At 58.4% G+C, this 26003-nt stretch carries 29 protein-coding genes; 16 read left to right on the top strand and 13 right to left on the bottom strand.

Translation table 11 applies throughout. From position 1 onward, the window contains the following. The first annotated feature begins 113 nt into the window (after positions 1-113). Together ABVR31_RS12580 and ABVR31_RS12575 are read left to right on the top strand one after the other, a co-directional pair. Positions 114-749 (top strand): carbonic anhydrase, encoded by a 636-nt coding sequence (locus tag ABVR31_RS12580; protein ID WP_021508393.1) that lies wholly within the window; start codon positions 114-116, stop codon positions 747-749. A gap of 113 nt (positions 750-862) precedes the next feature. Continuing rightward, positions 863-1996 carry a PQQ-dependent sugar dehydrogenase gene (locus ABVR31_RS12575; protein WP_372773036.1) on the top strand — a complete coding sequence of 378 codons (1134 nt, stop codon included), beginning with the start codon at positions 863-865 and terminating at the stop codon, positions 1994-1996. Here ABVR31_RS12575 and ABVR31_RS12570 read toward each other — a convergent pair whose 3' ends face one another. Next, entirely contained in the window at positions 1997-2653 is a 657-nt protein-coding gene (locus ABVR31_RS12570) for an HAD family phosphatase (RefSeq protein ID WP_021508391.1), read from the bottom strand. Positions 2654-2927: 274 nt separating this feature from the next. On the opposite strand from ABVR31_RS12570, the gene ABVR31_RS12565 reads away from it, so the two are divergent. Next, positions 2928-4133 carry a serine hydrolase gene (locus tag ABVR31_RS12565; RefSeq protein WP_104092753.1) on the top strand — a complete coding sequence of 402 codons (1206 nt, stop codon included), beginning with the start codon at positions 2928-2930 and terminating at the stop codon, positions 4131-4133. Positions 4134-4181: 48 nt separating this feature from the next. Here ABVR31_RS12565 and ybjG read toward each other — a convergent pair whose 3' ends face one another. The 3 genes from ybjG to ABVR31_RS12550 all read right to left on the bottom strand — a co-directional run bounded on the left by ybjG (position 4182) and on the right by ABVR31_RS12550 (position 7419). After that, positions 4182-4787: an undecaprenyl-diphosphate phosphatase gene (gene ybjG, locus ABVR31_RS12560; RefSeq protein WP_021508389.1), complete on the bottom strand. Its 606-nt coding sequence runs from the start codon at positions 4785-4787 to the stop codon at positions 4182-4184. Continuing rightward, a complete protein-coding gene (locus ABVR31_RS12555; protein ID WP_372773034.1) occupies positions 4774-5529 on the bottom strand; it encodes a phosphatase PAP2 family protein in 756 nt (251 codons plus the stop codon). The genes ybjG and ABVR31_RS12555 overlap by 14 nt, the downstream gene beginning before the upstream one ends. Before the next feature lie 201 nt (positions 5530-5730). Beyond that, the gene (locus tag ABVR31_RS12550) at positions 5731-7419 is read right to left on the bottom strand and encodes an aspartate:alanine antiporter (RefSeq protein WP_021508387.1); all 1689 of its coding nucleotides are present in this window, start codon (positions 7417-7419) and stop codon (positions 5731-5733) included. A 260-nt stretch (positions 7420-7679) separates the two neighbouring features. On the opposite strand from ABVR31_RS12550, the gene ybjM reads away from it, so the two are divergent. Then, positions 7680-8051: an inner membrane protein YbjM gene (gene ybjM / locus ABVR31_RS12545; RefSeq protein WP_372773032.1), complete on the top strand. Its 372-nt coding sequence runs from the start codon at positions 7680-7682 to the stop codon at positions 8049-8051. 33 nt (positions 8052-8084) lie between these two features. Here ybjM and ABVR31_RS12540 read toward each other — a convergent pair whose 3' ends face one another. Next, complete coding sequence (locus ABVR31_RS12540) at positions 8085-8348, bottom strand: GrxA family glutaredoxin (protein WP_010618314.1); 264 nt, start codon at positions 8346-8348, stop codon at positions 8085-8087. Positions 8349-8556: 208 nt separating this feature from the next. On the opposite strand from ABVR31_RS12540, the gene ABVR31_RS12535 reads away from it, so the two are divergent. The 10 genes from ABVR31_RS12535 to rlmC all read left to right on the top strand — a co-directional run bounded on the left by ABVR31_RS12535 (position 8557) and on the right by rlmC (position 17289). Continuing rightward, entirely contained in the window at positions 8557-8808 is a 252-nt protein-coding gene (locus ABVR31_RS12535; protein WP_058769528.1) for a DUF1418 family protein, read from the top strand. 12 nt (positions 8809-8820) lie between these two features. Continuing rightward, the gene (gene nfsA / locus ABVR31_RS12530; RefSeq protein WP_372773030.1) at positions 8821-9543 is read left to right on the top strand and encodes an oxygen-insensitive NADPH nitroreductase; all 723 of its coding nucleotides are present in this window, start codon (positions 8821-8823) and stop codon (positions 9541-9543) included. A 17-nt stretch (positions 9544-9560) separates the two neighbouring features. Beyond that, positions 9561-10463 (top strand): 30S ribosomal protein S6--L-glutamate ligase, encoded by a 903-nt coding sequence (gene rimK, locus ABVR31_RS12525; RefSeq protein WP_021508383.1) that lies wholly within the window; start codon positions 9561-9563, stop codon positions 10461-10463. A gap of 87 nt (positions 10464-10550) precedes the next feature. Further along, a complete protein-coding gene (locus tag ABVR31_RS12520; RefSeq protein ID WP_021508382.1) occupies positions 10551-11030 on the top strand; it encodes a YbjN domain-containing protein in 480 nt (159 codons plus the stop codon). Between the two features lie 372 nt (positions 11031-11402). Further along, positions 11403-12512, top strand: coding sequence for a spermidine/putrescine ABC transporter substrate-binding protein PotF (gene potF, locus ABVR31_RS12515; protein ID WP_021508381.1), 1110 nt, complete (start codon positions 11403-11405; stop codon positions 12510-12512). Between the two features lie 119 nt (positions 12513-12631). Then, positions 12632-13765: a putrescine ABC transporter ATP-binding subunit PotG gene (potG, locus tag ABVR31_RS12510; protein ID WP_021508380.1), complete on the top strand. Its 1134-nt coding sequence runs from the start codon at positions 12632-12634 to the stop codon at positions 13763-13765. A gap of 9 nt (positions 13766-13774) precedes the next feature. Next, a complete protein-coding gene (gene potH, locus ABVR31_RS12505; RefSeq protein WP_021508379.1) occupies positions 13775-14731 on the top strand; it encodes a putrescine ABC transporter permease PotH in 957 nt (318 codons plus the stop codon). Next, the gene (potI, locus tag ABVR31_RS12500) at positions 14728-15573 is read left to right on the top strand and encodes a putrescine ABC transporter permease PotI (protein ID WP_058757786.1); all 846 of its coding nucleotides are present in this window, start codon (positions 14728-14730) and stop codon (positions 15571-15573) included. The genes potH and potI overlap by 4 nt, the downstream gene beginning before the upstream one ends. Positions 15574-15639: 66 nt before the next feature. Then, entirely contained in the window at positions 15640-16104 is a 465-nt protein-coding gene (locus ABVR31_RS12495) for a YbjO family protein (RefSeq protein ID WP_021508377.1), read from the top strand. 48 nt (positions 16105-16152) lie between these two features. Then, positions 16153-17289 (top strand): 23S rRNA (uracil(747)-C(5))-methyltransferase RlmC, encoded by a 1137-nt coding sequence (gene rlmC, locus ABVR31_RS12490; protein ID WP_288422731.1) that lies wholly within the window; start codon positions 16153-16155, stop codon positions 17287-17289. Between the two features lie 63 nt (positions 17290-17352). On the opposite strand, the gene ABVR31_RS12485 is transcribed toward rlmC, so the two are convergent. From ABVR31_RS12485 to ABVR31_RS12460, 6 genes are all read right to left on the bottom strand, one after another. After that, the gene (locus tag ABVR31_RS12485) at positions 17353-18084 is read right to left on the bottom strand and encodes an arginine ABC transporter substrate-binding protein (RefSeq protein WP_372773026.1); all 732 of its coding nucleotides are present in this window, start codon (positions 18082-18084) and stop codon (positions 17353-17355) included. 154 nt (positions 18085-18238) lie between these two features. Continuing rightward, entirely contained in the window at positions 18239-18907 is a 669-nt protein-coding gene (gene artM, locus ABVR31_RS12480) for an arginine ABC transporter permease ArtM (protein WP_021508374.1), read from the bottom strand. Between the two features lie 3 nt (positions 18908-18910). Next, positions 18911-19624 carry an arginine ABC transporter permease ArtQ gene (gene artQ / locus ABVR31_RS12475; protein WP_021508373.1) on the bottom strand — a complete coding sequence of 238 codons (714 nt, stop codon included), beginning with the start codon at positions 19622-19624 and terminating at the stop codon, positions 18911-18913. A 6-nt stretch (positions 19625-19630) separates the two neighbouring features. After that, positions 19631-20362: an arginine ABC transporter substrate-binding protein gene (artJ, locus tag ABVR31_RS12470; RefSeq protein WP_021508372.1), complete on the bottom strand. Its 732-nt coding sequence runs from the start codon at positions 20360-20362 to the stop codon at positions 19631-19633. 15 nt (positions 20363-20377) lie between these two features. Beyond that, positions 20378-21106 (bottom strand): arginine ABC transporter ATP-binding protein ArtP, encoded by a 729-nt coding sequence (gene artP / locus ABVR31_RS12465; RefSeq protein WP_058775358.1) that lies wholly within the window; start codon positions 21104-21106, stop codon positions 20378-20380. Positions 21107-21345: 239 nt separating this feature from the next. Then, on the bottom strand, positions 21346-21885 hold the full coding sequence (locus ABVR31_RS12460) for a lipoprotein (protein ID WP_372773023.1): 540 nt from the start codon (positions 21883-21885) through the stop codon (positions 21346-21348). 108 nt (positions 21886-21993) lie between these two features. Between ABVR31_RS12460 and ABVR31_RS12455 the strand changes: the two genes are divergently transcribed. Continuing rightward, the gene (locus tag ABVR31_RS12455; protein ID WP_372773021.1) at positions 21994-22314 is read left to right on the top strand and encodes a heavy metal-binding domain-containing protein; all 321 of its coding nucleotides are present in this window, start codon (positions 21994-21996) and stop codon (positions 22312-22314) included. Next, positions 22314-23138 carry an N-acetylmuramoyl-L-alanine amidase gene (locus ABVR31_RS12450; protein ID WP_325923429.1) on the top strand — a complete coding sequence of 275 codons (825 nt, stop codon included), beginning with the start codon at positions 22314-22316 and terminating at the stop codon, positions 23136-23138. The genes ABVR31_RS12455 and ABVR31_RS12450 overlap by 1 nt, the downstream gene beginning before the upstream one ends. Positions 23139-23153: 15 nt before the next feature. Here the strand turns inward: ABVR31_RS12450 and ltaE are convergent, their stop codons facing one another. Next, on the bottom strand, positions 23154-24155 hold the full coding sequence (gene ltaE, locus ABVR31_RS12445; RefSeq protein WP_372773018.1) for a low-specificity L-threonine aldolase: 1002 nt from the start codon (positions 24153-24155) through the stop codon (positions 23154-23156). A gap of 69 nt (positions 24156-24224) precedes the next feature. Further along, on the bottom strand, positions 24225-25946 hold the full coding sequence (gene poxB, locus ABVR31_RS12440) for a ubiquinone-dependent pyruvate dehydrogenase (RefSeq protein ID WP_372773016.1): 1722 nt from the start codon (positions 25944-25946) through the stop codon (positions 24225-24227). Between the last annotated feature and the right edge of the window lie 57 nt (positions 25947-26003).

Here is a 26003-nt window from a genome sequence, read left to right as displayed (position 1 = left end):
TTAAATATTGGGTTGGTAATTGTAAGTTATTATCGACATTACAGAATTTTAAAGCGCGCCAGCGGTGAGTTTTTCTCTGCCGGGGCTGAAGTGGATAATGTGAGAGCAGACAAATGCAAGAGATCGTCAAAGGTTTTCTGAATTTTCAACAGAATGTGTTTCCTGAAAGGAAGGATCTTTTCAAGAGTCTGGCGTCCAACCAGAATCCTAAAGCTTTATTCATCTCCTGTTCGGATAGCCGTCTGGTGCCAGAGCTGGTGACACAGTCGGAGCCGGGCCAGCTGTTTGTGATCCGTAACGCCGGTAACATCGTCCCGCCGTTTGGTCCGGAGCCGGGTGGCGTGTCAGCAACCATCGAGTATGCGGTGGTCGCGCTGGGCGTAACCGAAATTATTATTTGTGGTCACTCCAACTGCGGTGCGATGAACGCGATTGCGTCCAACGCCGATCTCGAGAGCATGCCGGCGGTTGATCACTGGCTGCACTACGCCAATGCTGCAAAAGCGGTGGTGGAAGAGCGCAACTACGAATCGGTTGAGAAACGCCTCAACGAAATGGTGAAAGAGAACGTGATTGCCCAGCTCAACAATATCAAAACGCATCCTTCCGTTTCGGTCGCGCTGCGTAAAGGCAAGCTGCGCCTGCACGGCTGGGTTTATGATATTGAAAGCGGCGGCATTATTGCCCTGACCAAAGGCGGTGAATCCTTCATTTCACTGTCGGAAAACCCGGAAACCTGCTTCGAATAATCCTGCCTGCTACAAGCCCGGCCACTGCGCCGGGCTTAATGTTTTGTAAATCCTGCACATCCTTTCTTACTGGCTGACTACGCTTAACGGCAGACTGTGAAAAGGAGAATCCCATGCGTTTATGGCGTGTTGCGCTGCTGGCTGGCGCGCTCAGCGGTTCCTTTACCGCGCTGGCGGCCGATGTCCAGGTGCAGGTGTTACAGGACAAGCTCGATCATCCGTGGTCGGTGGCGTTTCTGCCCGACCAGCAAACCCTGCTGATTACCGAACGTTCCGGACAGCTGCGCAGCTGGCAGCCGGGCCGGGGGCTATCGCAGCCGATTAGCGGCGTACCCAACGTGTGGGCCAACCGCCAGGGCGGTCTGCTGGATTTGGTGCTGGCGCCGGACTTCGCGCAAAGCCGTCGGGTGTGGCTCAGTTATACCACCGCCGATGACACCGGCCGCGCGGGCGGCGTGGTGGGTTACGGCACGCTCAGCGCAGATCTCCGTCAGCTGCAGGATTTTAAGGTGGTGCTGGAGCAAACGCCGAAACTGTCCGGCGGTGCTAACATCGGCACGCGGCTGGCGTTTGATCGCCAGGGCTATCTCTATATCGCGTTCGGCGATAACTTTGCCAGCCGCAGCGCGCAGCAGCTGGACAAGCTGTCGGGCAAAATCGTCCGCCTGACGCAGGACGGCAAGGTGCCGGCGGATAATCCGTTTAACCATCGTCAGGGCGCACGCGCGGAGATCTGGTCTTACGGCGTACGCAACCCGCAGGGGCTGGCGCTCAATCCATGGACGCAGCAGATGTGGGAGAGTGAACACGGCCCGCGCGGCGGTGATGAGGTGAATCTGGCGGCGAAGGGCAAAAATTATGGCTGGCCGCTGGCGACATACGGCATTGATTACAGCGGGCAGAAAGTGCCGGAAGCGCAGGGCAGCGCCGTTGCCGGCACTGAGCAACCGCTGTTTTACTGGCAGCAATCGCCGGCCATCAGCGGCATGGCGTTTTACAATAGCGCGCGCTTTCCCCAGTGGAAAAACTCGCTGTTTATCGGTGCGCTGAAAGATAAAAGTCTGATCCGTCTGCGCGTTAACGGCGAGAAGGTCGAAGAGGCGCAGCGGCTGCTGGGTGACCGTGGCGAACGCATCCGCGATGTTCGTCAGGGGCCGGATGGTTATCTGTATGTGCTGACCGATGAGGCCAATGGCAAGCTGCTGAAAGTCGGGCTGGCGGATGCCGCCAGCGCCGCGCGCGGTTAATCAGCGCACCCAGTTACACACCTGCCAGCCGCGCTGCTGCGCTTCCTGCTGCAGCAGCGCGTCCGGGTTAATCACCCATGCATGATCGGCATGCGACAGCAGCGGCAGATCGTTCATCGAATCGCTGTACGCCCAGGTGCGCTCAAAGCGTCGATCCTGCTGCAGCGCTCGCCAGTCGCTGAGTCGTGAAACTTTGCCTTCACGGTAAGTGGCGGTGCCGTAAATCTCACCGCTGTAGCGTTCATCGACCACTTCCACGCCAATCGCCAGTGCGCCGTGTACGCCCAGCCGTTCCGCAATCGGCACCGCGAGGTGATCGCCGCTGGCGGTAATAATCATTACCGTGTCGCCACGCTGCTGATGCCACTGAATGCGTTCGCGCGCGGCGGGAAAGACGCGCGGCAGGATATCGCGATGAATAAAGCGCCGCACCCAGCCTGCGACGGTGAGCGTCGCCATGCCGGTGAGCGGTGAGAGCGTAGTGCGCATGTACTCTTCAATCGACAGGCTGCCGGCGTGGTATTGCGCCATCAGCGCCTGCTCCTGACGAATGATCTCTTCCGGTGCAAACCCCTGCGAAACCAGCCAGCGCAGCCAGAGGCTGGTGCTGTCTTCACAAATCAGGGTTTCATCCAGATCGAAAACGGCTAAGTCCATCATGATTCTCCTCGGGCTGACTGGCATCAGGTTAGCGGAATTTTGTGACTGGCTTAACTGTTCTGCGAAAATTCGGAATTTCTCGCAATTTTTCCTCTGCCCTGACGCCCGCGCACTGGCAGCGCAGCGGCCTTAATGCCAGGGTTACTCTAACAAACTCTAAAAAACTTTACGGTTTGGCGGTTTTTTTCACCGGCGTGAACCGTTAGCGTTTGGTAAGACATGTCTTACCTGCACAAATCCGTGATTTTACAAGGACAATTGGGTCACGCTCATGAGAAAAACATCCCTGACTTCAGTCTGGCGGCCACTGGCGGCCACTTCATTATTGTTGCTTTTCGTCCCTGTCACCACTCAGGCCGAGCAGGCACCGGCGGCACCGCAGATTGAGGCAAAAGCCTGGATTCTGATGGACTACAGCAGCGGTAAAGTGCTGGCAGAGTCCAATGCCGACCAGCGTCTTGATCCCGCCAGTCTGACCAAAATGATGACCAGCTACGTGGTCGGCCAGGCGCTGAAATCCGGCAAAATCACCAGTAACGACATGGTGACCATCGGCCAGGATGCCTGGGCCACCGGCAATCCGAAACTGCGCGGGTCGTCGCTGATGTTCCTCAAGCCGGGCGACCGCATCCCGGTCTCGGAACTGAATAAGGGCGTGGTGATCCAGTCGGGGAATGATGCCTGTATCGCGCTGGCGGACTATGTCGCCGGCAGTCAGGATGCCTTTATTGGCCTGATGAACAATTACGTTAAAGCCTTTGGCCTGCAAAACACCCACTTCATGACGGTGCACGGTCTGGACGCCGAAGGCCAGTACAGCACCGCACGCGACATGGCGATTATCGGCCAGCGCCTGATTGGTGATGTGCCGGAAGAGTATGCGCTGAACAGCGAAAAAGAATTTACTTTCAATAATATCAAACAGATGAACCGCAACCGCCTGCTGTGGAGCAGCAACCTCAAGGTTGACGGCATCAAAACCGGGCATACCTCGGGGGCGGGCAACAATCTGGTTGCTTCAGCAGTGGACGGCGATATGCGCCTGATTTCGGTGGTACTGGGCGCGCAGACCGATGCCATTCGCTTCCGCGAGAGTGAGAAGCTGCTGACGTGGGGCTTCCGTTTCTATGAAACCGTTACGCCGATTAAAGCCGATAAACCGTTTGCCCAGCAGCGCGTGTGGTTTGGCGAAAACAGCCAGGTCAACCTCGGCGTGGCGAAGGATGCGGCGATCACTATCCCGAAAGGGCAGATGAAAAATCTCAAGGCCAGCTTTACCCTCAACGCACCGCAGCTGGAAGCGCCGCTGAAAAAGAACCAGGTAGTGGGCACTATCGATTTCCAGCTGGATGGCAAAACCATTGAGCAGCGTCCGCTGGTGGCGATGGAGGATGTACCGGAAGCCGGCTTTGTTGGCCGCATCTGGGATTTCATTATGATGAAATTCAACGGCTGGTTTGGTAAGTGGTTCAGTTAATTTCAGGGCCGCGGGTCAGCCCGTGGCTAACCCGCCTGCCGGCGCAGTTTATCCGCGAACCCAGCCTTTTTTAATCGGCATCGCGAACAGGGCGCGGTAGAGTTGATGCGTCAGCGCCAGCATGCGCTGACCATACAGCTGCCACGCCAGATGCGAAGCCAGACAGCCAAGCAACCCCACCAGAAAACCGCCCAGCATATCCAGCGGCCAGTGCACGCCGAGATACACGCGTGACCAGGCAATAGCGCTGCCAATCGCCAGCAAAACCACGCCGGACCACAGACGGTGCCAGAAAATAAACGCCAGCGCGAAGGTAAAAATCGTGGTGCCGTGATCGCTGGGATAGGAGTCATCAGCGGCGTGTGAGAGGAACTGGTGACCGAAGCCAATGGCGAACGGGCGCGGGTGTGGCAGTAGCTGGCCCACGCACCAGGAGATGCTCAGCGCATAAATCAGCGCCATGCCGGTTTTCAGCACCAGCGCGCGCTGCGACTGCAGCTGATCGCGCGGCCCCCACAGCCACAGGGCGACGATCAGCAACGGTACAATCGCAATCACATCTTTGGCAATAAAGGTCGCCAGGCTGAGCAGCCACGCGGGTGAATCCGGCGTGGCGTTAATCCATAAAAAGAGGGTGTGGTTAAGAGCTTCCATCACGTTTCCTCGTCCTCGTCTTGTTTACCCAAAAAGAAATTGCGGCAAAAATCAGCAGCTGGCTGAGCCACACCCACCAGCCCGCCCACAAATTGTGGGAGAAAAAGTGCGCACCACGCATCACCTGGCCATAGCCCATCAGCAGGCCACAGGCGATACCCACTGCCAGCGCCAGCAGCGCGCGGCGTGGACGCTCCGGCCACCACAAAAAAAACAGCGCCATCAGCGCAAAGCCGCTGGAAGCATGGCCGCCCGGAAAGCACTGGCCCGGGCCGCTGTTGGCCGGCACCGCCGCCAGCAGCGGAAAGCTCGCGGCATTGCCACCGAACAGCGCCAGATCCCACGGACAGGAGTGCGCGCTGTGCGCCTTCAGTATGCCCACCACCAGCGGCCCCATGCCAAACAGCAGGGCCACCAGCACACGCCGGGCGTCGCGCTGTTGCAGGCCGCGCAGTAACAGCAGCACCGCGCCAGCGATAATCACATCCTTCATCAGCCGATGGTTAATCAGATCCAGCCAGCGGTTGTGCTGCCACGGAAAACGCCGGGTGAGCGGATCAAACCAGCGCTGGCTGATGGCGATGTCGAGGCTTTCGTGGCGCGACCACCACAGAAACACCAGCGCCAGAATTGCCAGCAAAATAAGGTTGATAGCGTAGAAGCGCGCGGAAAGAGAATAAATAGCCGTGCTCCGAATCTCACTGCGGGTTGTTGGAGTGTTTAACTTTGATGAAAGTTGCATGAATATTTGCAAATAGCGAAACCAGAGTCACAGGGTGGCAAATCACGCTTAGGGAAACCTTAAGGGGGCGCGTAGCAGGCATAAAAAAACCCGCTAGCAGAAGGCTAACGGGCTCCTCAATTTGGGGATTTCAAAGAAAAGCAGTGGCACTTATTCAGACTGCATCGCGTCCGATTAGTTCTGACGCGTGTAAAAATATTTTTAAACAGGCAAAAGCGGCCAGATGATGACGATCAGCGTCCCCGCCAGCGTTAGCAAGACGTTGGCAATGGCGTAGGTGCCGGCATAGCCGAGCGCCGGTATGCTGCTGCGCGCGGTATCGCTGATAATCTCCATGGCCGGTGCGCAGGTGCGCGCGCCCATGATGGCACCAAACAGCAGCGCGCGGTTCATGCGCAGCACGTAAGCGCCGAACAGATAGCAAATCACCACCGGCAACAGACTCACCAGCAGGCCGCTCAGCAGCATCAGCGCGCCCGCACTGCCGAGACCGTGCTGCAGCCCGCTGCCGGCGCTCAGGCCGACCCCGGCCATAAACACCATCAGGCCAAACTCTTTCACCATGGTCAGTGCGCCCTGCGGGATGTAGCCGAACGTCGGGTGGTTGGCGCGCAGAAAGCCGAGCATGATGCCGGCAAACAGCAGGCCGGCGGCGTTGCCCAGGCCAAAACTGAAGTTGCTGAACTGGAAGGTGATCATGCCGATCATCAGGCCGATGATAAAGAAGGCGCAGAACGCCAGCAGATCGGTCATCTGGCTGTGAATAGCAATGAAGCCGATGCGATCGGCCAGGCTTTTCACCCGGCGCGCTTCGCCGCTCACCTGCAGCACATCGCCTTTGTTGAGCATAATGCTGTCGTCGATCGGCATCTCAATCTGGCTGCGGATCACCCGGTTCAGGAAGCAGCCATGATCGGTCAGTTTTAAATGGCTCAGGCGTTTATTCACCGCGTTGTGGTTTTTCACCACGATCTCTTCGGTGACGATGCGCATGTCGAGCAGATCGCGATCGAACACCTCTTTACCATTACGGAAACTGGCGTCGAGACGTGCATGGGCATCCGGATAGCCCACCAGAGAAATTTCGTCGCCGAGCTGCAAAACTGCATCACCGTCCGGGCTGGCGAGAATGCCGTTACGCCGCAGGCGCTCAATGTAGCAGCCGGTCTGACGGTGAATCCCCAGCTCGCGCAGGTTTTTGCCGCCGCTCCACTCAACCAGCTCCGGACCAACGCGGTAGGCGCGAATCACCGGCAGGAACACTTTACGCTGGCTGTCCGCATCCAGACCGCGCTCGCGCGCGATTTGCTGGGCGCAGGTCGGCAAATCCTGATGCTGCAGGCGCGGCAGGTAGCGTGCGCCGAAAATCAGGCTGACCAGCCCAATCAGATAGGTGAGGGCGTAACCCAGGCTGAGGTTATCCTGCATGCGCCCCAGCAGCTGCGTGTCGCTGATGCTTTGCCGCAGCGTATCGCCTGCGCCCACCAGCACCGGCGTTGAGGTCATCGAGCCGGCCAGCATGCCGGCGGTGAGGCCGATATCCCAGCCAAACAGTTTGCCGAGCGTCAGCGCAATCAGCAGGGCGCTGACCACCATGACGATCGCCAGAAAGAAATAGTTCTTACCGTCGCGGAAAAAGATGGAGAAAAAGTTGGGACCGGCTTCCACCCCGACACAAAAAATAAACAGCATAAAGCCCAGACTTAAGGCGTCAGTATTTATCGCGAAGTGTTGCTGACCCAGAATCAGCGAAACCACCAGCACACCAATAGAATTACCGAGTTGTACGGAGCCAAGGCGTAATTTACCCAGGCACAGGCCGAGGGCTAATACGACAAATAATAACAGAACGTCATTTCCGCTTAACAATTCTGCGACGTTAATGTTCACGGTTTAACTTCTTATTTACCTGTAACGGGTTGATGGAATGGGATTTTTTCGCTATCTTGTGACGGCAACGCACGGCCCGGTCACCGAATGTTCTTAAACTGTGACCCACATAAAGCGGCGCCATTCTAATCATAATTAACACCCTCAGCTATCAGCAGTTTTCATTCCTTCTGCCTTCAGCTGTTTCTTTTTATTTCCACGTAAGCGCATCAGGGCAGTTAAAAGTTTCAATATTGTTAACGTCAAAGTTGAGGAGAGGTATGTTGCAGCGCAATAATCGCTGGCCAGCATCGGTTCTGGGCGTGATGCTTTATACGCTGGTGTTTATTTTTGCACATCATTTTTGGTCCGCCGCCGCGACGCAGGCGGTGCGTGGACAGCCGGAACTGCTGCTGTTTCTGCTGCCGGGCATCGTGATGGCGCTGCTGCAGCCGGACAGTCCGCTGATCGGCACACTGTGGATCGCGCTGGGCGGGACGCTGCTGGGCATGATGTGGGTGTGGCTGGTGATGCCGATGTCACACAGCTTGCTGCTGGTGACAGCGTGGAGCCTGAGTGCACTATTCTGGGCGGGGTGCGGTGCGCTGCTGGTGCGCCTGTTGCGCATTATGCTGGCGATGCGCACCAGCTGAGTGAAGCGAAGGCGGGCCCGCAGGCCCGTCAGGTCAGGCTTCGATGCCGAGGTTTTCTTTGGTCCACGCCGCAAATTCGGTGTAACCACCGATGTGCTGGTCGTCGAGGAAGATCTGCGGCACGGTAGAAACCGGTTTGCCGGCACGCGCTTCCAGGTCGGCTTTAGTGATGCCGGTCGCCTGGATATCGACGTACTGATAATTAAAATCGTCGCGCTCGCTGGTTAACTTCGTGGCTAACTCTTTTGCTCGTACGCAGTATGGGCAGCTGGAACGGCCAAAAATCACTGCAATCATTGCTTCTCTCCTTCCGCTGCTGTTTTGTGACTTGTCTCACATCACAGCGTGAATAATGCGTCACATCATGCCCGCCCATCCTGCTTAAGAAAAGCAGAAATTGCCTGTTACTCTAATGCGCGCTGTCTATACCCGGTCACAATGCCGTACTACAGTAATCGGGTATCACCTGCAGCAGAAACAGATGAACACTGAGGAGCCCTGAACCATGCGTAATCTGGCGACGTTGCCCAAACCCGTGCTACTGCTGGAAGCACTGGGCGTGCTGGCAGTGATTGGCGCGCTGCTGCTGGTCAACGACTGGCTGGCGGCACCGGCATTCATGGCGAAAAAACCGCTGGCAACGCTGCTGTTTTTCCTCGGCATTGCGCTGATGCTGCCGGCAGCGTGGCTGATGATGTGGCGCACCGCAAAGGCGATGGCACCGCAGTTGTTCAATCACACCCACAAAAAGAAGTAACCGGAGAGGATTATGACGCCGACTATTGATTTGCTTTGCAGCCACCGTTCCATTCGCGCCTTTACTGAGCAGGGGATTGATGACGCCCAGCGCAGCGCGATTATCGCTGCGGCGCAGGCGGCCTCGACCTCCAGTTTTTTACAGTGTTCCTCCATTGTCCGTATCACCGACCGCGCCCTGCGCGAGCAGCTGGTGCAGCTCACCGGCGGCCAGCCATGGGTCAGCGCCGCAGCGGAGTTTTGGGTGTTCTGCGCCGACTTCAACCGCCACCAGCAAATCTGCCCTGAGGCTCAGCTGGGCCGGGCCGAACAGCTGCTGCTGGGTTGTGTCGATACCGCGCTGATGGCGCAGAGCGCCATGGTCGCTGCGGAATCGCTCGGTTTAGGCGGCGTGTTTATTGGCGGCATTCGCAACAGCATCGCGCAGGTGACGGAGCTGCTGGGGCTGCCGAAGTTTGTGCTGCCGCTGTTTGGTTTCTGCATCGGCCATCCCGACGCGTCACCGGACGTCAAGCCGCGCATGCCGCAGGCGATGCTGGTGCATGAAAACCGCTACCAGCCGCTGGATAAAGCAGTGCTGGCGCAATATGACCAGCAGATCACCGCTTACTATCAGCAGCGCGACAGCAATCAGCGCTCGGAAACCTGGAGTGAACTGATTCAGCGTTTGATTATTAAAGAAACGCGACCGTTCATGCTGGACTACCTGCATCAGCAGGGCTGGGCAACGCGCTAAGCACAGGGACCGCTGCAATGAAGATGGCCATTCTCACCCGTGACGGCGCGCTCTACTCCTGTAAACGCCTGCGTGAAGCCGCGGAAGCGCGTGGCCATCAGGTGCAGATGATCGATCCGCTCTCCTGCTATATGAATATCAACTCCGACTCGCCGGCGGTGCACTATCGCGGTGAGGCGCTCGGCCATTTTGACGCGGTGATCCCGCGCATTGGCACCGCCACCACCTTTTACGGTACGGCGGTGCTGCGCCAGTTTGAGATGCTCGGCAGCTATCCGCTCAACGAGTCGGTGGCCATTACCCGTGCACGCGACAAGCTGCGCTCGCTGCAGTTGCTGGCGCGCGAGGGCATCGACATGCCGGTTACCGGCTTTGCCTCGTCGCCGGATGATACGCAGGATGTTATCGCCATGGTCGGCGGCGCGCCGCTGGTGGTGAAACTGGTGGAGGGGACGCAGGGGATCGGCGTGGTGCTGGCGGAAACCCGCCAGGCGGCAGAGAGCGTGATCGATGCGTTTCGCGGTCTCAATGCGCATATTCTGGTGCAGGAGTTCATTAAAGAGGCGCGCGGGCGCGACATCCGCTGCCTGGTGATTGGCGACGAAGTGGTGGCGGCGATTGAGCGGGAAGCGAAAGAGGGCGATTTCCGCTCTAATTTGCACCGCGGCGGCAGCGCCCGCGCCGTCACCATTACCGATCAGGAGCGCGAGATCGCGGTCAAAGCGGCCACGACGCTGGGATTAGCCGTGGCGGGCGTGGATATTCTGCGCGCCAACCGGGGGCCGCTGGTGATGGAGGTCAATGCCTCTCCAGGGCTGGAGGGCATTGAAGGCAGCACCGGTTTAGACATTGCCGCCATGATGATCCGCTGGATAGAGCAGCACGCCTGTCCCGGTTATCGTCCGAAAACCGGGGGCTGAACCGCGCTTTTGCGCGGTTTTCGTGGCATCTGCGACTGATTTTCCGTAAGCTAAGGCGCTTATTTATTCACCCCACAGGATACAACGATGGATTCACTGGTCGTTCCTGACATCGACATGCTGCGTCGCTGGCTGGATCAACAAAATATCACCTGGTTCGAATGCGACGCCTGTCAGGCTTTGCATCTGCCGCATATGCAGAATTTTGACGGGGTGTTTGACGCGAAAATCGACCTGGTGGATAACGTTATCCTCTTCTCGGCGCTGGCAGAAGTAAAGCCCACCGCGCTGATCCCGCTGGTTGGTGAACTGTCGCAAATCAATGCCAGTTCGCTCACGGTGAAAGCCTTTATCGATATACAGGATGACAACCTGCCGAAGCTGATTGTCTGCCAGTCAATCAGCGTAAGCGCCGGCATCACCTTTGGTCAGTTCACCCACTTCATGAAGCAGAGCGAAGAGGGGATTTCGATGGTGATCATGGAAGCGTTCGCCAATCATCTGCTGATGATGGGCGAAGACGAGGAGCGTCCGCCGAGTGTCAGCAGCCACAGCATGCTGCACTGATTTTTTCCCTCCTGCTAACTGCCGCTTTTTGCGGCAGTTTTCATTTCAGGCCCACCACTTTTTATTCTGCATTTTGCCCTTTATTGCCAGATATTAGTCGTGCTTTATGCCGCTAGTGCCAGAGTGCATAGCAGAAACATGCATAACTTATCGCAAAAAGGCGTTTTTTAAGCTGGGATCTGGCACGCAGGAATCAGGGGGGCTATTCTTGCGGGGCTGTCTGATACGTGCAACTACGGCGCAGCTATAGGTTTTTGCTATTAAACTCCCGCTGAATATTGATTCATTGTGTGGCTGTAATTTAACAGACAACGCAACGACCGGATCGCGTGTATGCAGCGTTGTGATGACCCGCTCAGGAGGAAGAAAAACATGATCAACCAGTCAAAAAAATGGTTGCCAGGTGTGGTTGCAGGTGTGCTGATGGCTGCGGCCGTGGGCGCTCAGGCAGAGGATAAAACGCTGCACGTTTATAACTGGTCCGATTATATTTCGGCCGACACCGTGCCCAATTTTGAAAAGCAGACCGGCATCAAAGTGGTCTACGACGTGTTTGACTCCAACGAAGTGCTGGAAGGCAAACTGATGGCCGGCAGCACCGGTTATGACGTGGTGGTACCGTCGTCGAGCTTCCTCGCGCGTCAGCTGCAGTCTGGTGTGTTCCAGGAGCTGGATAAGAGCAAGCTGCCTAACTATAAAAACCTCGATCCCGATCTGATGGCGAAAGTGGCCCAGCACGATCCGGGTAACAAATACGCCATTCCTTACCTGTGGGGCACCACCGGTATTGGCTATAACATCGATAAAGTCAAAGCGGCACTGGGCGCCGATGCGCCGGTGAACAGCTGGGATCTGGTGCTGAAGCCGGAAAATCTGGAAAAACTGAAGAGCTGCGGCGTTTCGTTCCTCGATGCGCCAGAAGAGATTTTTGCCACCGTGCTGAACTACCTCGGCAAAGATCCGAACAGCTCTGACGCGAAAGATTACACCGGTGCGGCGACCGACCTGCTGCTGAAGCTGCGGCCGAATATCCGCTACTTCCACTCTTCGCAGTACATCAATGACCTCGCCAACGGCAACATTTGCGTTGCCATCGGCTGGTCTGGCGATATTCTGCAGGCGAAAGATCGCGCGGTGAAAGCCAACAACGGTGTCCATCTCGGTTACAGCGTACCGAAAGAGGGCGCGCTGGCATTCTTCGACATGATGGCCATTCCAAAAGACGCGAAAAATCTGGATGCGGCTTATCAGTGGCTGAACTACATCATGGATCCGAAAGTGATTGCCGACGTCTCCAACAAGATGAACTACGCCAACGGCAACAAAGCGTCGCTGCCGCTGATCAATGCGGATGTGCGCAACAATCCGGGTATCTTCCCGACGCCGGAAGCGATGGCCAAACTGTTTGTGCTCAAGGTCCAGGATCCGAAACTGGATCGTGCGCGTACCCGTGCATGGACTAAAGTAAAAAGTGGTAAGTAATTCGTTCTGAACGAATTCCCTTATCGGTAAACGACAACAGAGGCGCGGTGCTGGCCTCTGTTGTGTCATTTAGCGGCTGGCTGTGCCGCGCTATCCCGCTTAGCGCCGGAGACATGTGAGTGAACGACGCGATTCCCCGCCCCCAAAATAAAACGGCTAAGGCGTTAACGCCGCTGCTGGAAATCCGCAACCTGACGAAATCGTTTGACGGCCAGCACGCCGTGGATGATGTCAGCCTGACCATTTACAAAGGCGAAATTTTCGCACTGCTGGGCGCTTCCGGCTGTGGCAAGTCCACGCTGCTGCGGATGCTGGCCGGCTTTGAAATTCCCAGCAGTGGCCAGATTGTGCTGGATGGTCAGGATCTGTCCCACGTGCCGCCGTATCAGCGGCCCATCAACATGATGTTCCAGTCGTACGCGCTGTTTCCACACATGACGGTGGAACAGAACATCGCTTTTGGCCTGAAGCAGGACAAACTGCCGAAAGGCGAAATCAGCAGCCGCGTGGCAGAGATGCTGGCGCTGGTGCATATGGAAGAGTACGCCAAACGTAAGCCGCACCAGCTTTCTGGCGGCCAGCGTCAGCGCGTGGCGCTGGCGCGGAGTCTGGCGAAACGTCCCAAGCTGCTGCTGCTCGACGAACCGATGGGCGCGCTGGATAAAAAACTGCGCGACCGCATGCAGCACGAAGTGGTGGATATTCTGGAGCGTGTAGGCGCTACCTGCGTGATGGTGACCCACGATCAGGAAGAGGCCATGACCATGGCGGGCCGCATCGCCATCATGAACCGCGGTAAATTTGTGCAGATCGGCGAGCCGGAAGAGATTTACGAGCACCCGACCAGCCGCTACAGCGCTGAGTTTATCGGCTCAGTGAACGTGTTTGATGGCCTGCTGCGCGAACGCCGCGACGAGGGCGTGGTGATCGACAGTCCGGGGCTGATGCATCCGCTCAAGGTGCAGACCGATGTGTCGATTGTAGACAACGTGCCGGTGCACGTGGCGCTGCGGCCGGAAAAAGTCATGCTGTGCGACGAGGTGCCGGCCGACGGCTGCAACTTTGCCGTCGGCGAAGTGGTGCACATCGCCTATCTCGGCGATCTGTCGATTTACCACGTACGGCTGCGCAGCGGCCAGATGATCAGCGCCCAGCTGCAGAATGCGCATCGCTACCGTAAAGGCGCGCCCACCTGGGGCGATGAAGTGCGCCTGTGCTGGGATGCCGACAGCTGTGTGGTCCTGACGGTTTAAGGAGGCGCTATGAGCCAGATTTCTCAACGCAGCGAGCCGGAGGTAGCGGGCACACCGCTGCAGCGCTGGGGCACACGCATGAAAATGCAGCACGGTCGCAAGCTGGTGATCGCGCTGCCTTATCTGTGGCTAATCCTGCTGTTTATGCTGCCGTTCCTCATCGTGCTGAAAATCAGTTTCGCCGATATTGCGCGCGCCATTCCGCCGTACACCGATTTGGTGACCTGGGCGGACGACCAGCTCAACCTGGTGCTCAATCTGGGCAACTACCTGACGCTGACCGACGACCCGCTGTACGCCGAAGCTTATCTCACCTCGCTGAAGGTGGCGGCGATCTCAACGGTGATCTGTCTGCTGATCGGTTATCCGCTGGCGTGGGCGGTGGCGCACAGCAAGCCCTCCATGCGCACCATCCTGCTGCTGCTGGTGATCCTGCCGTCGTGGACCTCGTTCCTGGTACGCGTCTATGCGTGGATGGGACTGCTGAACAACAACGGGATCCTCAACCGCTTCCTGATGTGGCTTGGCGTGATCGATCATCCGCTGATCATCCTGTACACCAACACGGCGGTGTATATCGGTATCGTTTACTGCTACCTGCCGTTTATGGTGCTGCCGATCTACACCGCGCTGACGCGTATTGATTATTCGCTGGTGGAAGCGTCGCTGGACCTCGGCGCGCGCCCGCTGAAAACCTTCTTCAGCGTCATCGTGCCGCTGACCAAAGGCGGCATTATTGCTGGCTCAATGCTGGTATTTATCCCGGCGGTGGGCGAGTACGTGATCCCGGAACTGCTCGGCGGACCGGACAGCATCATGATTGGGCGCATTTTGTGGCAGGAGTTCTTCAACAACCGCGACTGGCCGGTGGCCTCGGCGCTGGCGGTGATCATCCTGCTGATCCTGATTCTGCCGATCGTCTGGTTCCACAAACATCAAAACCGTGAAATGGGGGAGAAGGGATGAATCAGCTACCGGTAATCCGCTCTCCGTGGCGCACCGCGATTCTGGCGCTGTGCTTCCTGTTCCTGTACGCGCCGATGCTGCTGCTGGTGGTTTACTCCTTCAACAGCTCGCAGCTGGTGACGGTATGGGAGAGCTTCTCGTTTCACTGGTATCGCGTGCTGTTCCAGGATGATGCGATGCTGGATGCGGTTGGCCTGAGCCTGACCATCGCGGCGCTGTCGGCCACCATGGCAGTGGTGCTCGGCACCATGGCGGCGGTGATTATCGTGCGCTTCGGGCGTTTTCGCGGCCACAGCGGCTTTGCTTTCATGCTCACCGCGCCGCTGGTGATGCCCGACGTGATCACCGGTTTGTCACTGCTGCTGCTGTTCGTGGCGATGGGTAACACCTTTGGCTGGCCGGGCGATCGCGGCATGCTGACCATCTGGCTGGCGCACGTCACGTTCTGTACCGCCTACGTGGCGGTGGTGATCAACTCGCGGCTGCGCGAGCTGGATCGCTCAATTGAAGAAGCGGCGATGGACCTCGGCGCCACGCCGCTGAAGGTGTTCTTCGTGATTACCGTGCCGATGATTGCCCCGGCAATCATCACCGGCTGGCTGCTGGCGTTTACTCTGTCGCTGGACGACCTGGTGATCGCCAGCTTCGTCACCGGGCCGGGCGCTACCACGCTGCCGATGGCGATCTTTGCCACGGTGCGGCGCGGCGTCAATCCGGAGATCAACGCGCTGGCCTCGCTGATTCTGTTTGTGGTCGGGCTGGTCGGCTTTATCGCCTGGCGCTTTATGGCGCACGAAGAAAAACAGCGATTGCGCGATATTCAGAAAGCAAAACGTGGCTGAGTGACGCAACATTTGCCAATATAAGCAAGGCTGACTCTGTCAGCCTTTTCTTATGGAGCGCGCGCAATGTCGGAAACGTTGAAAAACCTGGTGTTAACCTCCACGCCCGTGCCGGTGACCATTGCCGGCAGCGCCATTATCGCCACGCGCTGTATCAGCGTGCTGATGCTGGCCAATGAGCTGGGCTATGACGAAATCGCCAATTTCGTGCACCGTAGCGCGCAGGCGTGGGACTCCACGCTGATTTTTATCGCCAGCCAGCTGATTTTCCTGTTTGAACTGCGCTGTGCCTTTACCCTGATGCGCGGCAGTAATGCCGGGCGCTGGGGCTACGTGGCCACACAGATCGTGGTGCTGCTGTACATGCTGATGGCGTCCGTGGGCTGGATCTATCCGGAGATTTTCAGCATTCCCGGCGAGAATAACGCGCAGATTATTCACCACACGCTGCTGCAGAAACTGCCGGATGTGCTGGTGCTGCTGCTGCTGTTTGTGCCGGCCAGCAGCCGCGCATTTTTCCGCAGCCGGTGATACAATCGGCCCCCGTTTTTGCTCCCGATTCTCAATACAGGCCTTTCCATGCATTGCGCGCTTTATCAGGCCGGTCGCTGTCGCTCATGTCAGTGGCTGGAAAAACCCTATCCGCAACAGCTGAGCGACAAGCAGACACAGCTGACGCAGCTGCTGGACGGCATGCCGGTCGCCGACTGGCGGCCGCCGTTCACCTCGGCGCAGCAGGGGTTTCGCAATAAAGCCAAGATGGTGGTGAGCGGCAGTGTGGAAAAACCGCTGTTCGGCATGGTGGCGCGTGACGGCGAGCCGGTGGATCTCTGCGCCTGTCCGCTCTATCCCGCCAGCTTCGTGGCGGTATTCGACGTGCTGAAACCCTTTATCGCCCGTGCCGGTCTGACGCCGTACAACGTGGCGCGCAAACGCGGCGAGCTGAAGTTTTTGCTGCTGACGGAGAGTACCCAGGGCGGCATGATGCTGCGTTTTGTCCTGCGCTCGCACAGCAAACTGGCGCAGCTGCGCGCCGCGCTGCCGTGGCTGCAACAGCAGCTGCCGCAGCTGCAGGTGATCTCCGCCAATATTCAGCCGGTGCACATGGCGATACTGGAGGGCGAGGAGGAGATGGCGCTGACGCCTGAGCAGGCGCTGCCGGAACGCTTTAACGACGTGCCGCTGTATATCCGTCCGCAAAGTTTCTTCCAGACTAACCCGCAGGTGGCGGCTGCGCTGTACGCAACGGCACGCGACTGGGTGGCGGAACTGCCAGTGCACAGCATGTGGGATCTGTTCTGTGGCGTTGGCGGCTTTGGCCTGCACTGCGCCACGCCGCAGATGCAGCTGACCGGCATCGAAATCAGTGCGGAAGCCATCGCCTGCGCGCAGCAGTCGGCGCAGCAGCTGGGGTTAGAGCAGGTGAGTTTTGCCGCGCTGGATTCCACGCAGTTTGCCACCGGGCATACGAGCGTGCCGCAGCTGGTGCTGGTCAATCCGCCACGTCGCGGTATTGGTGCAGAACTGTGCGCCTGGCTAAGCCGCATGGCGCCGGACTACATCCTGTATTCCAGCTGCAATCCCGCCAGCATGGCGCAGGACATTGCCCGCCTGGCCGACTATGACATCAGCCGCGTTCAGCTGTTCGATATGTTCCCGCACACCGCACATTTCGAGGTGCTGACGTTACTGCGTCGTAAGGGTGGAATCGCGTAGCGCCCGGCTGCGCTGAGGACGTGCAGAACCTGGCAGGCCCGGCGCCACGCAACTCCATAATGCTTATTCCGGGAACCACTTCTGATTGATCTGCTGCCAGCGACCGTTGGCTTTCAGCGCCGCCAGCGCGCTGTTCAGCTGTTGCAGCAGCGCGCTGTTGCCCTTGCGCACCGCAATGCCGAGCCCGGTGCCGAAGTAGTCGCTGTCGGTAATGTGCTCGCCGACCGTGCTCAAATCCGTATTGGCCTTCAGCCACTGATTGACGACTGCGCTGTCACCAAATACGCCGTTGAGCCGGCCATTTTTCAGGTCAAGAATCGCGTTCTGGTAGCTGTCGTAGGCCACCGCAATTACTTCAGGATGCTTCTCCAGCAGGTATTTCTGATGGGTGGTGCCGTTTTCCACGCCGATGCGTTTGCCTTTCAGCTGGCTAAAGTCGCTATATTCACCTTTGTGGGCGATGACGATTGCCGAATTGGCGTAGTAGGGCTGGGTGAAATCGACCTGCTTACTGCGCTCGGCGGTGATATCCATGCCGGAAATGACCGCGTCATAGCGACGGAATTTCAGCGAAGGAATCAGGCTATCAAAGGCATTGTTGGTGAAAGTGCACTCAGCCTGCATCTGCTGACACAGCGCTTTAGCGAGGTCGATATCAAAACCGACAATCTGGTTATTCTGATCGAGTGATTCGAACGGAGGATAGGTGGCTGAGGCAGCAAAACGAATTTTCTCTGCCGCATAAGCATTCATTGCCAGCGTTGCCATCATTGCCGCAACAATCCATTTTTTCATTATAAGGCTCCTGTAAACCATGCCAGAGGCGAAACGATTTACACGATGCCAGTTAATGCATTTGTATGCAATAAATATGATTAAAAATTTATTTAGCTGCGATCAAATACAGTGAGGAAGGGCGCGGCGCTTTCCTTCGCGCCGCGTCAGACGATCAGTTGCGGCGCTCAAACGCCAGCGCGCGCTTCTCGACCAGGCGCATCAGCAGCGTCAGCAGGCCGTTAACCACCAGATAAATCAGACCGGCGGCAGCATATACGGTGACGTCGTAGGTGCGGCCATACAGCAGCTGGCCGTGGCCCATCACTTCCATCAGCGTAATGGTATAGGCCAGCGAAGTACTCTTGAACACCAGCACCACTTCGTTGGAGTAAGAGGAGAGGGCGCGCTTAAACGCGTACGGCAGCAGAATACGCAGCGTATCGCGGCGGCGCATGCCCAGCGCGGCGCAGGACTGCCACTGTCCGGCCGGAATGGCGCGCACCGCGCCGTAGAACAGCTGTGTGGTGTAGGCTGCGCTATTAAGCGACAGCGCCAGCATGGCACACAGCCACGGCTGCGACAGTAAATGCCAGAGCCACGGCACGTTCTGAATGCTGGGGAACTGGCCGGGACCGTAATAGATCAGGAAAATCTGCACCAGCAGCGGCGTGCCGGTAAACAGGGTGATATAGCCTTTGACCAGCCAGTTGAGCAGCGGCAGCTTCAGCGCCAGCACAATGGTGCACAGCAGCGCCAGCAGCAGCGCGGCGACCAGTGAGGCGGCCGTCAGCGTCAGGCTGGTATGCAGGCCTTTCAGTAGCTCAGGTAAATACGCCAGCATGCGTCAGGCCCCCCGCTCAAAACGCGTGGTACGTGATTCAATACGGCGCAGCACCGCCTGACTGAATAGCGTAATCACTAAATAGATCGCGGCGGCCACCAGATACCAGGTAAACGGCTCCTGGGTGCGCGTCGCAATGCTTTTGGTCTGCAGCATGAGATCGTTGACGCTAATCAGCGACACCAGCGCCGTATCCTTGAGCAGCACCAGCCACTGATTGCCGAGTCCGGGCAGCGCATGGCGCCACATCTGCGGCATAATCAGCCGGAAGAATATCGCTGACTTTTTCATGCCCAGCGCCTGGCCTGATTCCCACTGGCCGGACGGCACCGCTTTCAGCGCACCGCGCAGTGTCTGAGAGGCGTAAGCCGAATAGAGCATCGCCAGTGCAATCACGCCACACAGGAACGGGCTGACATCAAAGTTCTCAATCTGCATCTGCACCGGCAGGGTGAACAGGCCCAGATTGAGCTGGAAGCCGTCCGACAGCGTCAGCAGCAGCTGCGAGGCACCGAAATAGATAAACAGCACCACCAGAATTTCCGGCAGGCCGCGAATCAGCGTCACCAGCCCGGTACCGATCCACGCCAGCGGTTTCCAGCGCAGCGATTCCCAGCCAGCAAAAATCATCGCCAGCGCGAGGCCGGCGATCAGGGCACAAACGGCAAGGCCGACGGTCATGCCGGCGGCGCTTGCGAGTGGAATCATTTCATTCATCAGGAATTACTGCTGAAACCATTTGTTGTAGATGGTTTTGTAGGTGCCGTCAGCTTTGATCTTATCCAGCGCGCCGTTGAACTTCTGCTGCAGTTCGCTGTTGCCCTGACGCACGGCGATGCCGAGACCGGTGCCGAAGTAGGCTTTGTCGGTCACTTTCTCACCCAGCGCGGCGAGGTTGGCGTTCTGCTTCAGCCACTCGTTAACCACGGCGGTATCCCCGAACACTGCATCAATACGGCCATTCTTCAGGTCGAGCACCGCATTCTGGTAGCTGTCGTAAGGCACGATGGTGATGTCGCTGTGCTTGTCAGAGAGGTATTTCTGGTGCGTGGTGCCGTTCTGTACGCCCACACGCTTGCCTTTCAGCGCCGCAACGTCCGCCAGCTTGCCTTTCTGCGCGATGAAGGTCGCAGAGTTGTCGTAGTAAGGTTTGGTGAACAGCACCTGCTTTTCACGCTCTGGCGTGATATCCATGCCGGCCATCACCGCGTCAAAACGGCGGAATTTCAGGCTGGGGATCAGGCTGTCGAAGGCCTGGTTGGTAAAGGTGCAGGTCGCATCGATCTCTTTGCACAGCGCATTGGCCAGATCGACGTCAAAGCCCTGGATTTTGTTGTCGGAGTCGACAAATTCAAACGGCGGATAAGACGCCTCGGTCGCGAAACGCAGGGTTTGCGCGGCAGAAGCGCTCAGGCTCAGGCTGGCAAGCAGTGCAGCAAGTACAACTTTTTTCATTAGAAGCATCCTGACTTAGTGCGAAAGATAATGAGCAAACGCGTCGGTTTGCGGCTGTGTAAAGTGGCTGGCATCGCCCTGTTCAATGATGCGACCGTTCTCCATGTACACCACGCGGCTGGCGGTTTTGCGCGCCACCTCAACTTCGTGGGTGACAATCACCTGCGTGATCTGCGTCTGCGCCAGCTCACGAATGATGCTGACGATCTGCGCCGTGATCTCCGGGTCAAGCGCCGCGGTCGGTTCATCAAACAGCAACACCTGCGGCTCCATCATCAGCGCGCGCGCAATTGCCACGCGCTGCTGCTGGCCACCGGAAAGGTGCAGGGGAAAGCGATCGGCGTACGGCGTCAGGCGCAGGCGTTCCAGCAGTTTATCGGCGCGCGCGCGTGCCGCATCTTTGCTGAGTCCGAGCACACGACAGGGTGCTTCAATCAGGTTCTGCATCACGCTGAGGTGCGGCCACAGATTGTACTGCTGGAACACCATGCCGACATTCTGGCGCAGTTCGCGAATCGCGTTGTCGGAAGGCGTCTGGCTAAAATCGAAGTGGTTGCCGGCAATCTGCAGGCTACCGGAACGCGGCAGCTCCAGCAGGTTGAGCACGCGCAGGAGTGAACTTTTACCCGCGCCACTCGGGCCGAGCAACACCAGCGTTTCGCCCTGCGGGCAGGCCAGGTTGATATCGAACAGCGCCTGATGGGCGCCGTAAAAACAGTTGATGGCGTTTAGTTGAATACTCATGCGCAAAAAATGAATAGCAATTAGTGTCGCAAATCTTAACGTCACCAGAATAGTTATGCAATTGAGGTGGGTTAAAATTTATTAAAGAGCAATTAAACAGCAAAAGCGTAGCACAAAATCGGGCAGGGCAGCGGGGAAAGGGGCTGACGGGTAAGCGTCGGCTGTTGCGCGGAAGCTTAGCGGCGCCGCAATGGTGCGGCGCGCTAATGGTTGCGGCTGAGTGCGGAAAAAATGCGCGACTATTTTTTCTCTTCCAGCAGCTGGCTGAGCGAGCCGCCACCGGCGTGTGGCCAGTCGCCGACGTAGCGCACATCATCCACCACCCAGCAGGTGCCTTCGTGGATCATCAGCACTTCATCGCGCCAGCTTTTATCGCCGCGGCTCAGCGTCACGCGCAGCGGGATGTTACGCGCGTCGCGGTTAGGAATGCTGGAGGCGCTGGCCACGTCAGCGGCGGTGGGTCCCTGTGCCAGGCTGGAGAACAGATCGCCCTGCCGCCACGCTGCCGGTGGGTTGCTCTGGCTGCTGGCATGCAGCAGTTTCTGATACAGGTTGTCGCTCAGGTATGGGTGATATTTTGCCAGCGTGGTGCTGTCCGGCAATCCCTGAGTTGGCTGGCTGACACGTAAATCGTAGAACTGCTGCGCCACGCTGTCCGGACCGCCGTCAACGCAGGGTGCGGTACGCGGCCCGTTGTCCTTGATCACCGGCTCAACGGTGGTACAGGCACTCAGCAGCAATGCAGCGGGAACAAGCAGCGCAAAGGCTTTGTTTCTCATCTCGATTTCCTTATTGTTCACTGGCAAAGCGCCATTTTTAGCATAGAGTATAGCCGTGCTTTTACGCCGTACGAGCTATCGCCTCATGAATCACCACAGGAGAGAACGATGAAATTTTCGACTACGCCAACCCTGGAAGGGCACAGCATTACTGAATATTGCGGCGTTGTGACCGGCGAAGCGATTCTCGGTGCCAACATTTTCCGCGACTTCTTTGCCGGCATCCGCGATATCGTCGGCGGCCGCTCCGGTGCCTATGAGAAAGAGCTGCGCAAAGCGCGGCAGTTCGCCTTTGAAGAGCTGGAAGAACAGGCGAAAGCGCTGGGCGCCAATGCAGTGGTTGGCATTGATATTGACTACGAAACCGTGGGCAAAGACAGCAGCATGCTGATGGTGAGCGTTACCGGTACTGCGGTGATCGTGCGCTAATGCGTGCGGTGTTACTGCTGGCGATGGCGCTGCTGCTCAGCGCCTGCCAGTCGACGCTGGAAGCGCGCAACGGCTATTGGGTCGATAGCGCGCACCCGGCGCAGGGGGCCAGACCGCGCATCAAAGTGGTAGTAATGCACTACACGGCGGAGGATTTTCCCTCGTCGCTGGCGACCCTGACGGACCGCAACGTCAGCGCGCACTATCTGATTCCGCAGCAGCCGCCGCAGAAAAACGGCGCCGGGGTGATCTGGCAGCTGGTGCCTGAAAACCAGCTGGCGTGGCATGCCGGACCGAGCTTCTGGCGCGGTGCAACGCGCATTAATGACACCTCAATTGGCATCGAAATCGTCAATGACGGCTATCGCCGCACGCTGACCGGCCGGCAGTGGCAGCCGTTCACCGCCGCGCAAATCACGGCCCTGATCGCACTGGTGCGCGATATCAGCCAGCGTTACGGCATCAGTCCGGAAAATATTGTCGGGCACAGTGATATCGCGCCGCAGCGCAAGCAGGATCCCGGTCCGCTGTTTCCGTGGCAACAGCTGGCCCGGCAGGGGCTGGGAGCGTGGCCGGATGCCGCCACGGTACAGCGCTATCTGGCTAACCAGCCGCCGGATGCGCCGGTGGAGTGCGCAGCGCTGCTGACTGCGCTGCAGCGCTATGGTTATGACGTTGCCGCTGCGCAAACGCCGCAGATGCAGCGCAAACTGATTGCGGCGTTCCAGATGCATTTCCGCCCGCGTGATTACCGTGGCGAAGCCGATGCCGAGACGCTGGCCATCGCCCGTGCGCTGCTGGCGAAATACGGCGCGGCACCGTAGCCGCGCGTTGCGGCGTTACGGCTGCAGAAAGGCCTGCCAGCGCGCCACCAGCTGCTGTAATTGCTGGCGGCTGACATCCAGATGGGTAACGATGCGGGTCTGCGGTCCTACGTTGAGCAGCACGTCGCCCGCCTGCATCCAGCGCTGTAGCGGTGCGACCTGCTCCGCCGGCACTTTCACGAACAGCATGTTAGTGTGCTGGCTCACCACTTCCACACCAATAGCGCTGAGCTGTGCGCCGAGCCACGCGGCGTTGTCATGATCCTCCTGCAGACGCGCCACGTTATGCTGCAGCGCGTAGAGACCGGCAGCCGCCAGAATGCCGGCCTGGCGCATGCCGCCGCCAGTCATTTTGCGCCAGCGCCGCGCCTGCTCAATATAAGCTTCATCACCACACAGCAGGGAGCCGACCGGCGTGCCCAGTCCTTTCGACAGGCAGATGGTCAGGCTATCGCAGTAGCGGGCGATATCGATCAGCTGCACACCCTGCGCCACCACGGCATTAAAGATGCGCGCGCCGTCAATGTGCAGCGCCAGCTGGCGCTCGCGGGTAAACTGCCACGCCTGTTCAAGGTAGCTCAGCGGCAGCACTTTGCCGTGATGGGTATTTTCCAGGCTCAGCAGGCGGGTGCGGGCAAAATGCATGTCGTCCGGCTTAATGGCGGCCGCCACGTCGTGCAGCGGCAGCGTGCCGTCGGCAGCCGCGAGGATCGGCTGCGGCTGGATGCTGCCGAGCACCGCGGCACCGCCAGCCTCATATTTGTAGTTGTGCGCCTGCTGGCCGACGATGTACTCATCGCCGCGCTGGCAGTGGCACAGCAGCGCCACCAGGTTGGCCTGGGTGCCGGTAGGGAAGAACAGCGCAGCCGCTTTACCGCTCAGGCGCGCCGCCTCAGCCTCCAGCGCATTGACGGTGGGATCATCGCGATAGACATCATCGCCGGTTTCGGCCGCCATCATCGCATCCAGCATCGCGGCACTCGGGCGGGTCACGGTATCACTGCGTAAATCGATCACGTTGTTCTCCTGACATAAAAAAGCGGGCTAAGCGCCCGCATGATGATTAATCCGGCAAGTCTCTTCGTTTTACCGCAGCCAGTTGGTTTTCGCCAGCTCGACGATTTCATCACCGCGGCCATTCAGGATCGCGCGCAGCATATACAGGCTGAAACCTTTAGCCTGCTCGGCTTTGATTTGCGGTGGCATCGACAACTCTTCCTTGGCGGTGATCACGTCCACCAGCACCGGACCGTCGTGAGCGAACGCCTGTTGCAGCGCGCCATCCAGCTCCGAGGCTTTCTCCACGCGAATCCCTTTGATGCCGCAGGCGGTGGCGATGGCGGCGAAGTCCGGGTTCTCCAGATCGGTGCCATCGGTGAGATAGCCGCCGGCTTTCATCTCCATCGCCACAAAGCCCAGCACGCTGTTATTGAAGATCACCAGCTTCACCGGCAGCTTAAGCTGCGCCAGCGAGATGAAATCGCCCATCAGCATGCTGAAGCCGCCATCGCCGCACAGCGCAACCACCTGACGCTGTTTATCGATGGCCTGTGCACCCAGCGCCAGCGGCATGGCGTTGGCCATCGAACCGTGGTTAAACGAGCCGAGCAGACGGCGCTTGCCGTTCATTTTCAGATAGCGCGCCGCCCACACCGTTGGCGTGCCGACATCACAGGTAAAGATGGCATCATCGGCCGCATAGTGGCTGATCTGCTGGGCCAGATACTGCGGGTGAATCGCCTGCTTATCGTTGGCGGTCGCCAGATCGTCCAGCCCTTTGCGCGCATCCGCGTAGTGCTCCAGTGCGCGATCGAGGTGATGACGGTCGCTGTGGCTGGTGAGCTGCGGCTGCAGCGCCTGTAGCGTGGCTTTGATGTCGCCCACCAGCGCCATATCAACGTGACTGTGCGCGCCGAGGCTGGCCGGATTGATATCAATCTGAATAATGCGCGCGTCCGCCGGGTAGAACGGGCGATAAGGGAACTGGGTGCCGAGCAGTACCAGCGTGTCGGCATTCATCATGGCGTGATAGCCTGATGAGAAGCCGATCAGCCCGGTCATGCCGACGTCGTACGGGTTATCGTACTCGAGGTGCTCTTTGCCGCGCATGGCGTGCACCACCGGTGCTTTCAGCGTTTCGGCCAGCTTTACCACTTCCGCATGGGCACCGGCGCAACCGCTGCCGCACATCAGGGTGATATTTTTCGCTTCATTGAGCGTCTCTGCGAGGCGCGTCAGTTCACTGACCGACGGCACCACCTGCGGCAGCTGCGGCGGATACCATTCGCTGCGCGCATTCTCCGGCGCCGCCTGCAGCGCCACGTCACCCGGCAGCACAATCACCGACACGCCGCGATTGAGGATGGCTTTACGCATCGCAATGCCGAGCACCTGCGGCAGCTGTTCCGGATTGGAGACCAGCTCGCAGTAATGGCTGCACTCGCGGAATAACTCCTGCGGATGGGTTTCCTGAAAATAGCCGCTGCCGATTTCGCTGGAAGGAATGTGCGCGGCAATCGCCAGCACCGGAACATGGTTGCGATGGCAGTCAAACAGGCCGTTGATCAGATGCAGGTTGCCAGGGCCGCAGGAGCCGGCGCACACCGCCAGCTCACCGCTGATTTGTGCTTCCGCCCCGGCGGCAAAAGCGGCCACTTCTTCATGGCGCGTTGGCATCCATTCAATGGTGCCCATGCGGTTGAGGCTGTCGTTCAGTCCGTTGAGGGAGTCACCGGTTACGCCCCAGATGCGTTTTACGCCGGCGCTCTCCAGCGTTTTGGCCAGCAGGGCCGCCACTGTTTGCTTCATCGTTCGCTCCTTTCTGGTGTTGGCCATCCAGTCGGATGGCAAAAAACGTGTCAGAGA

The sequence above is a fragment of the Pantoea sp. WEP genome, from assembly GCF_041678305.1.
Taxonomy (GTDB): Bacteria; Pseudomonadota; Gammaproteobacteria; order Enterobacterales; family Enterobacteriaceae; genus Pantoea; species Pantoea dispersa.
This window is presented reverse-complemented; position numbering and strand designations above follow the sequence as displayed.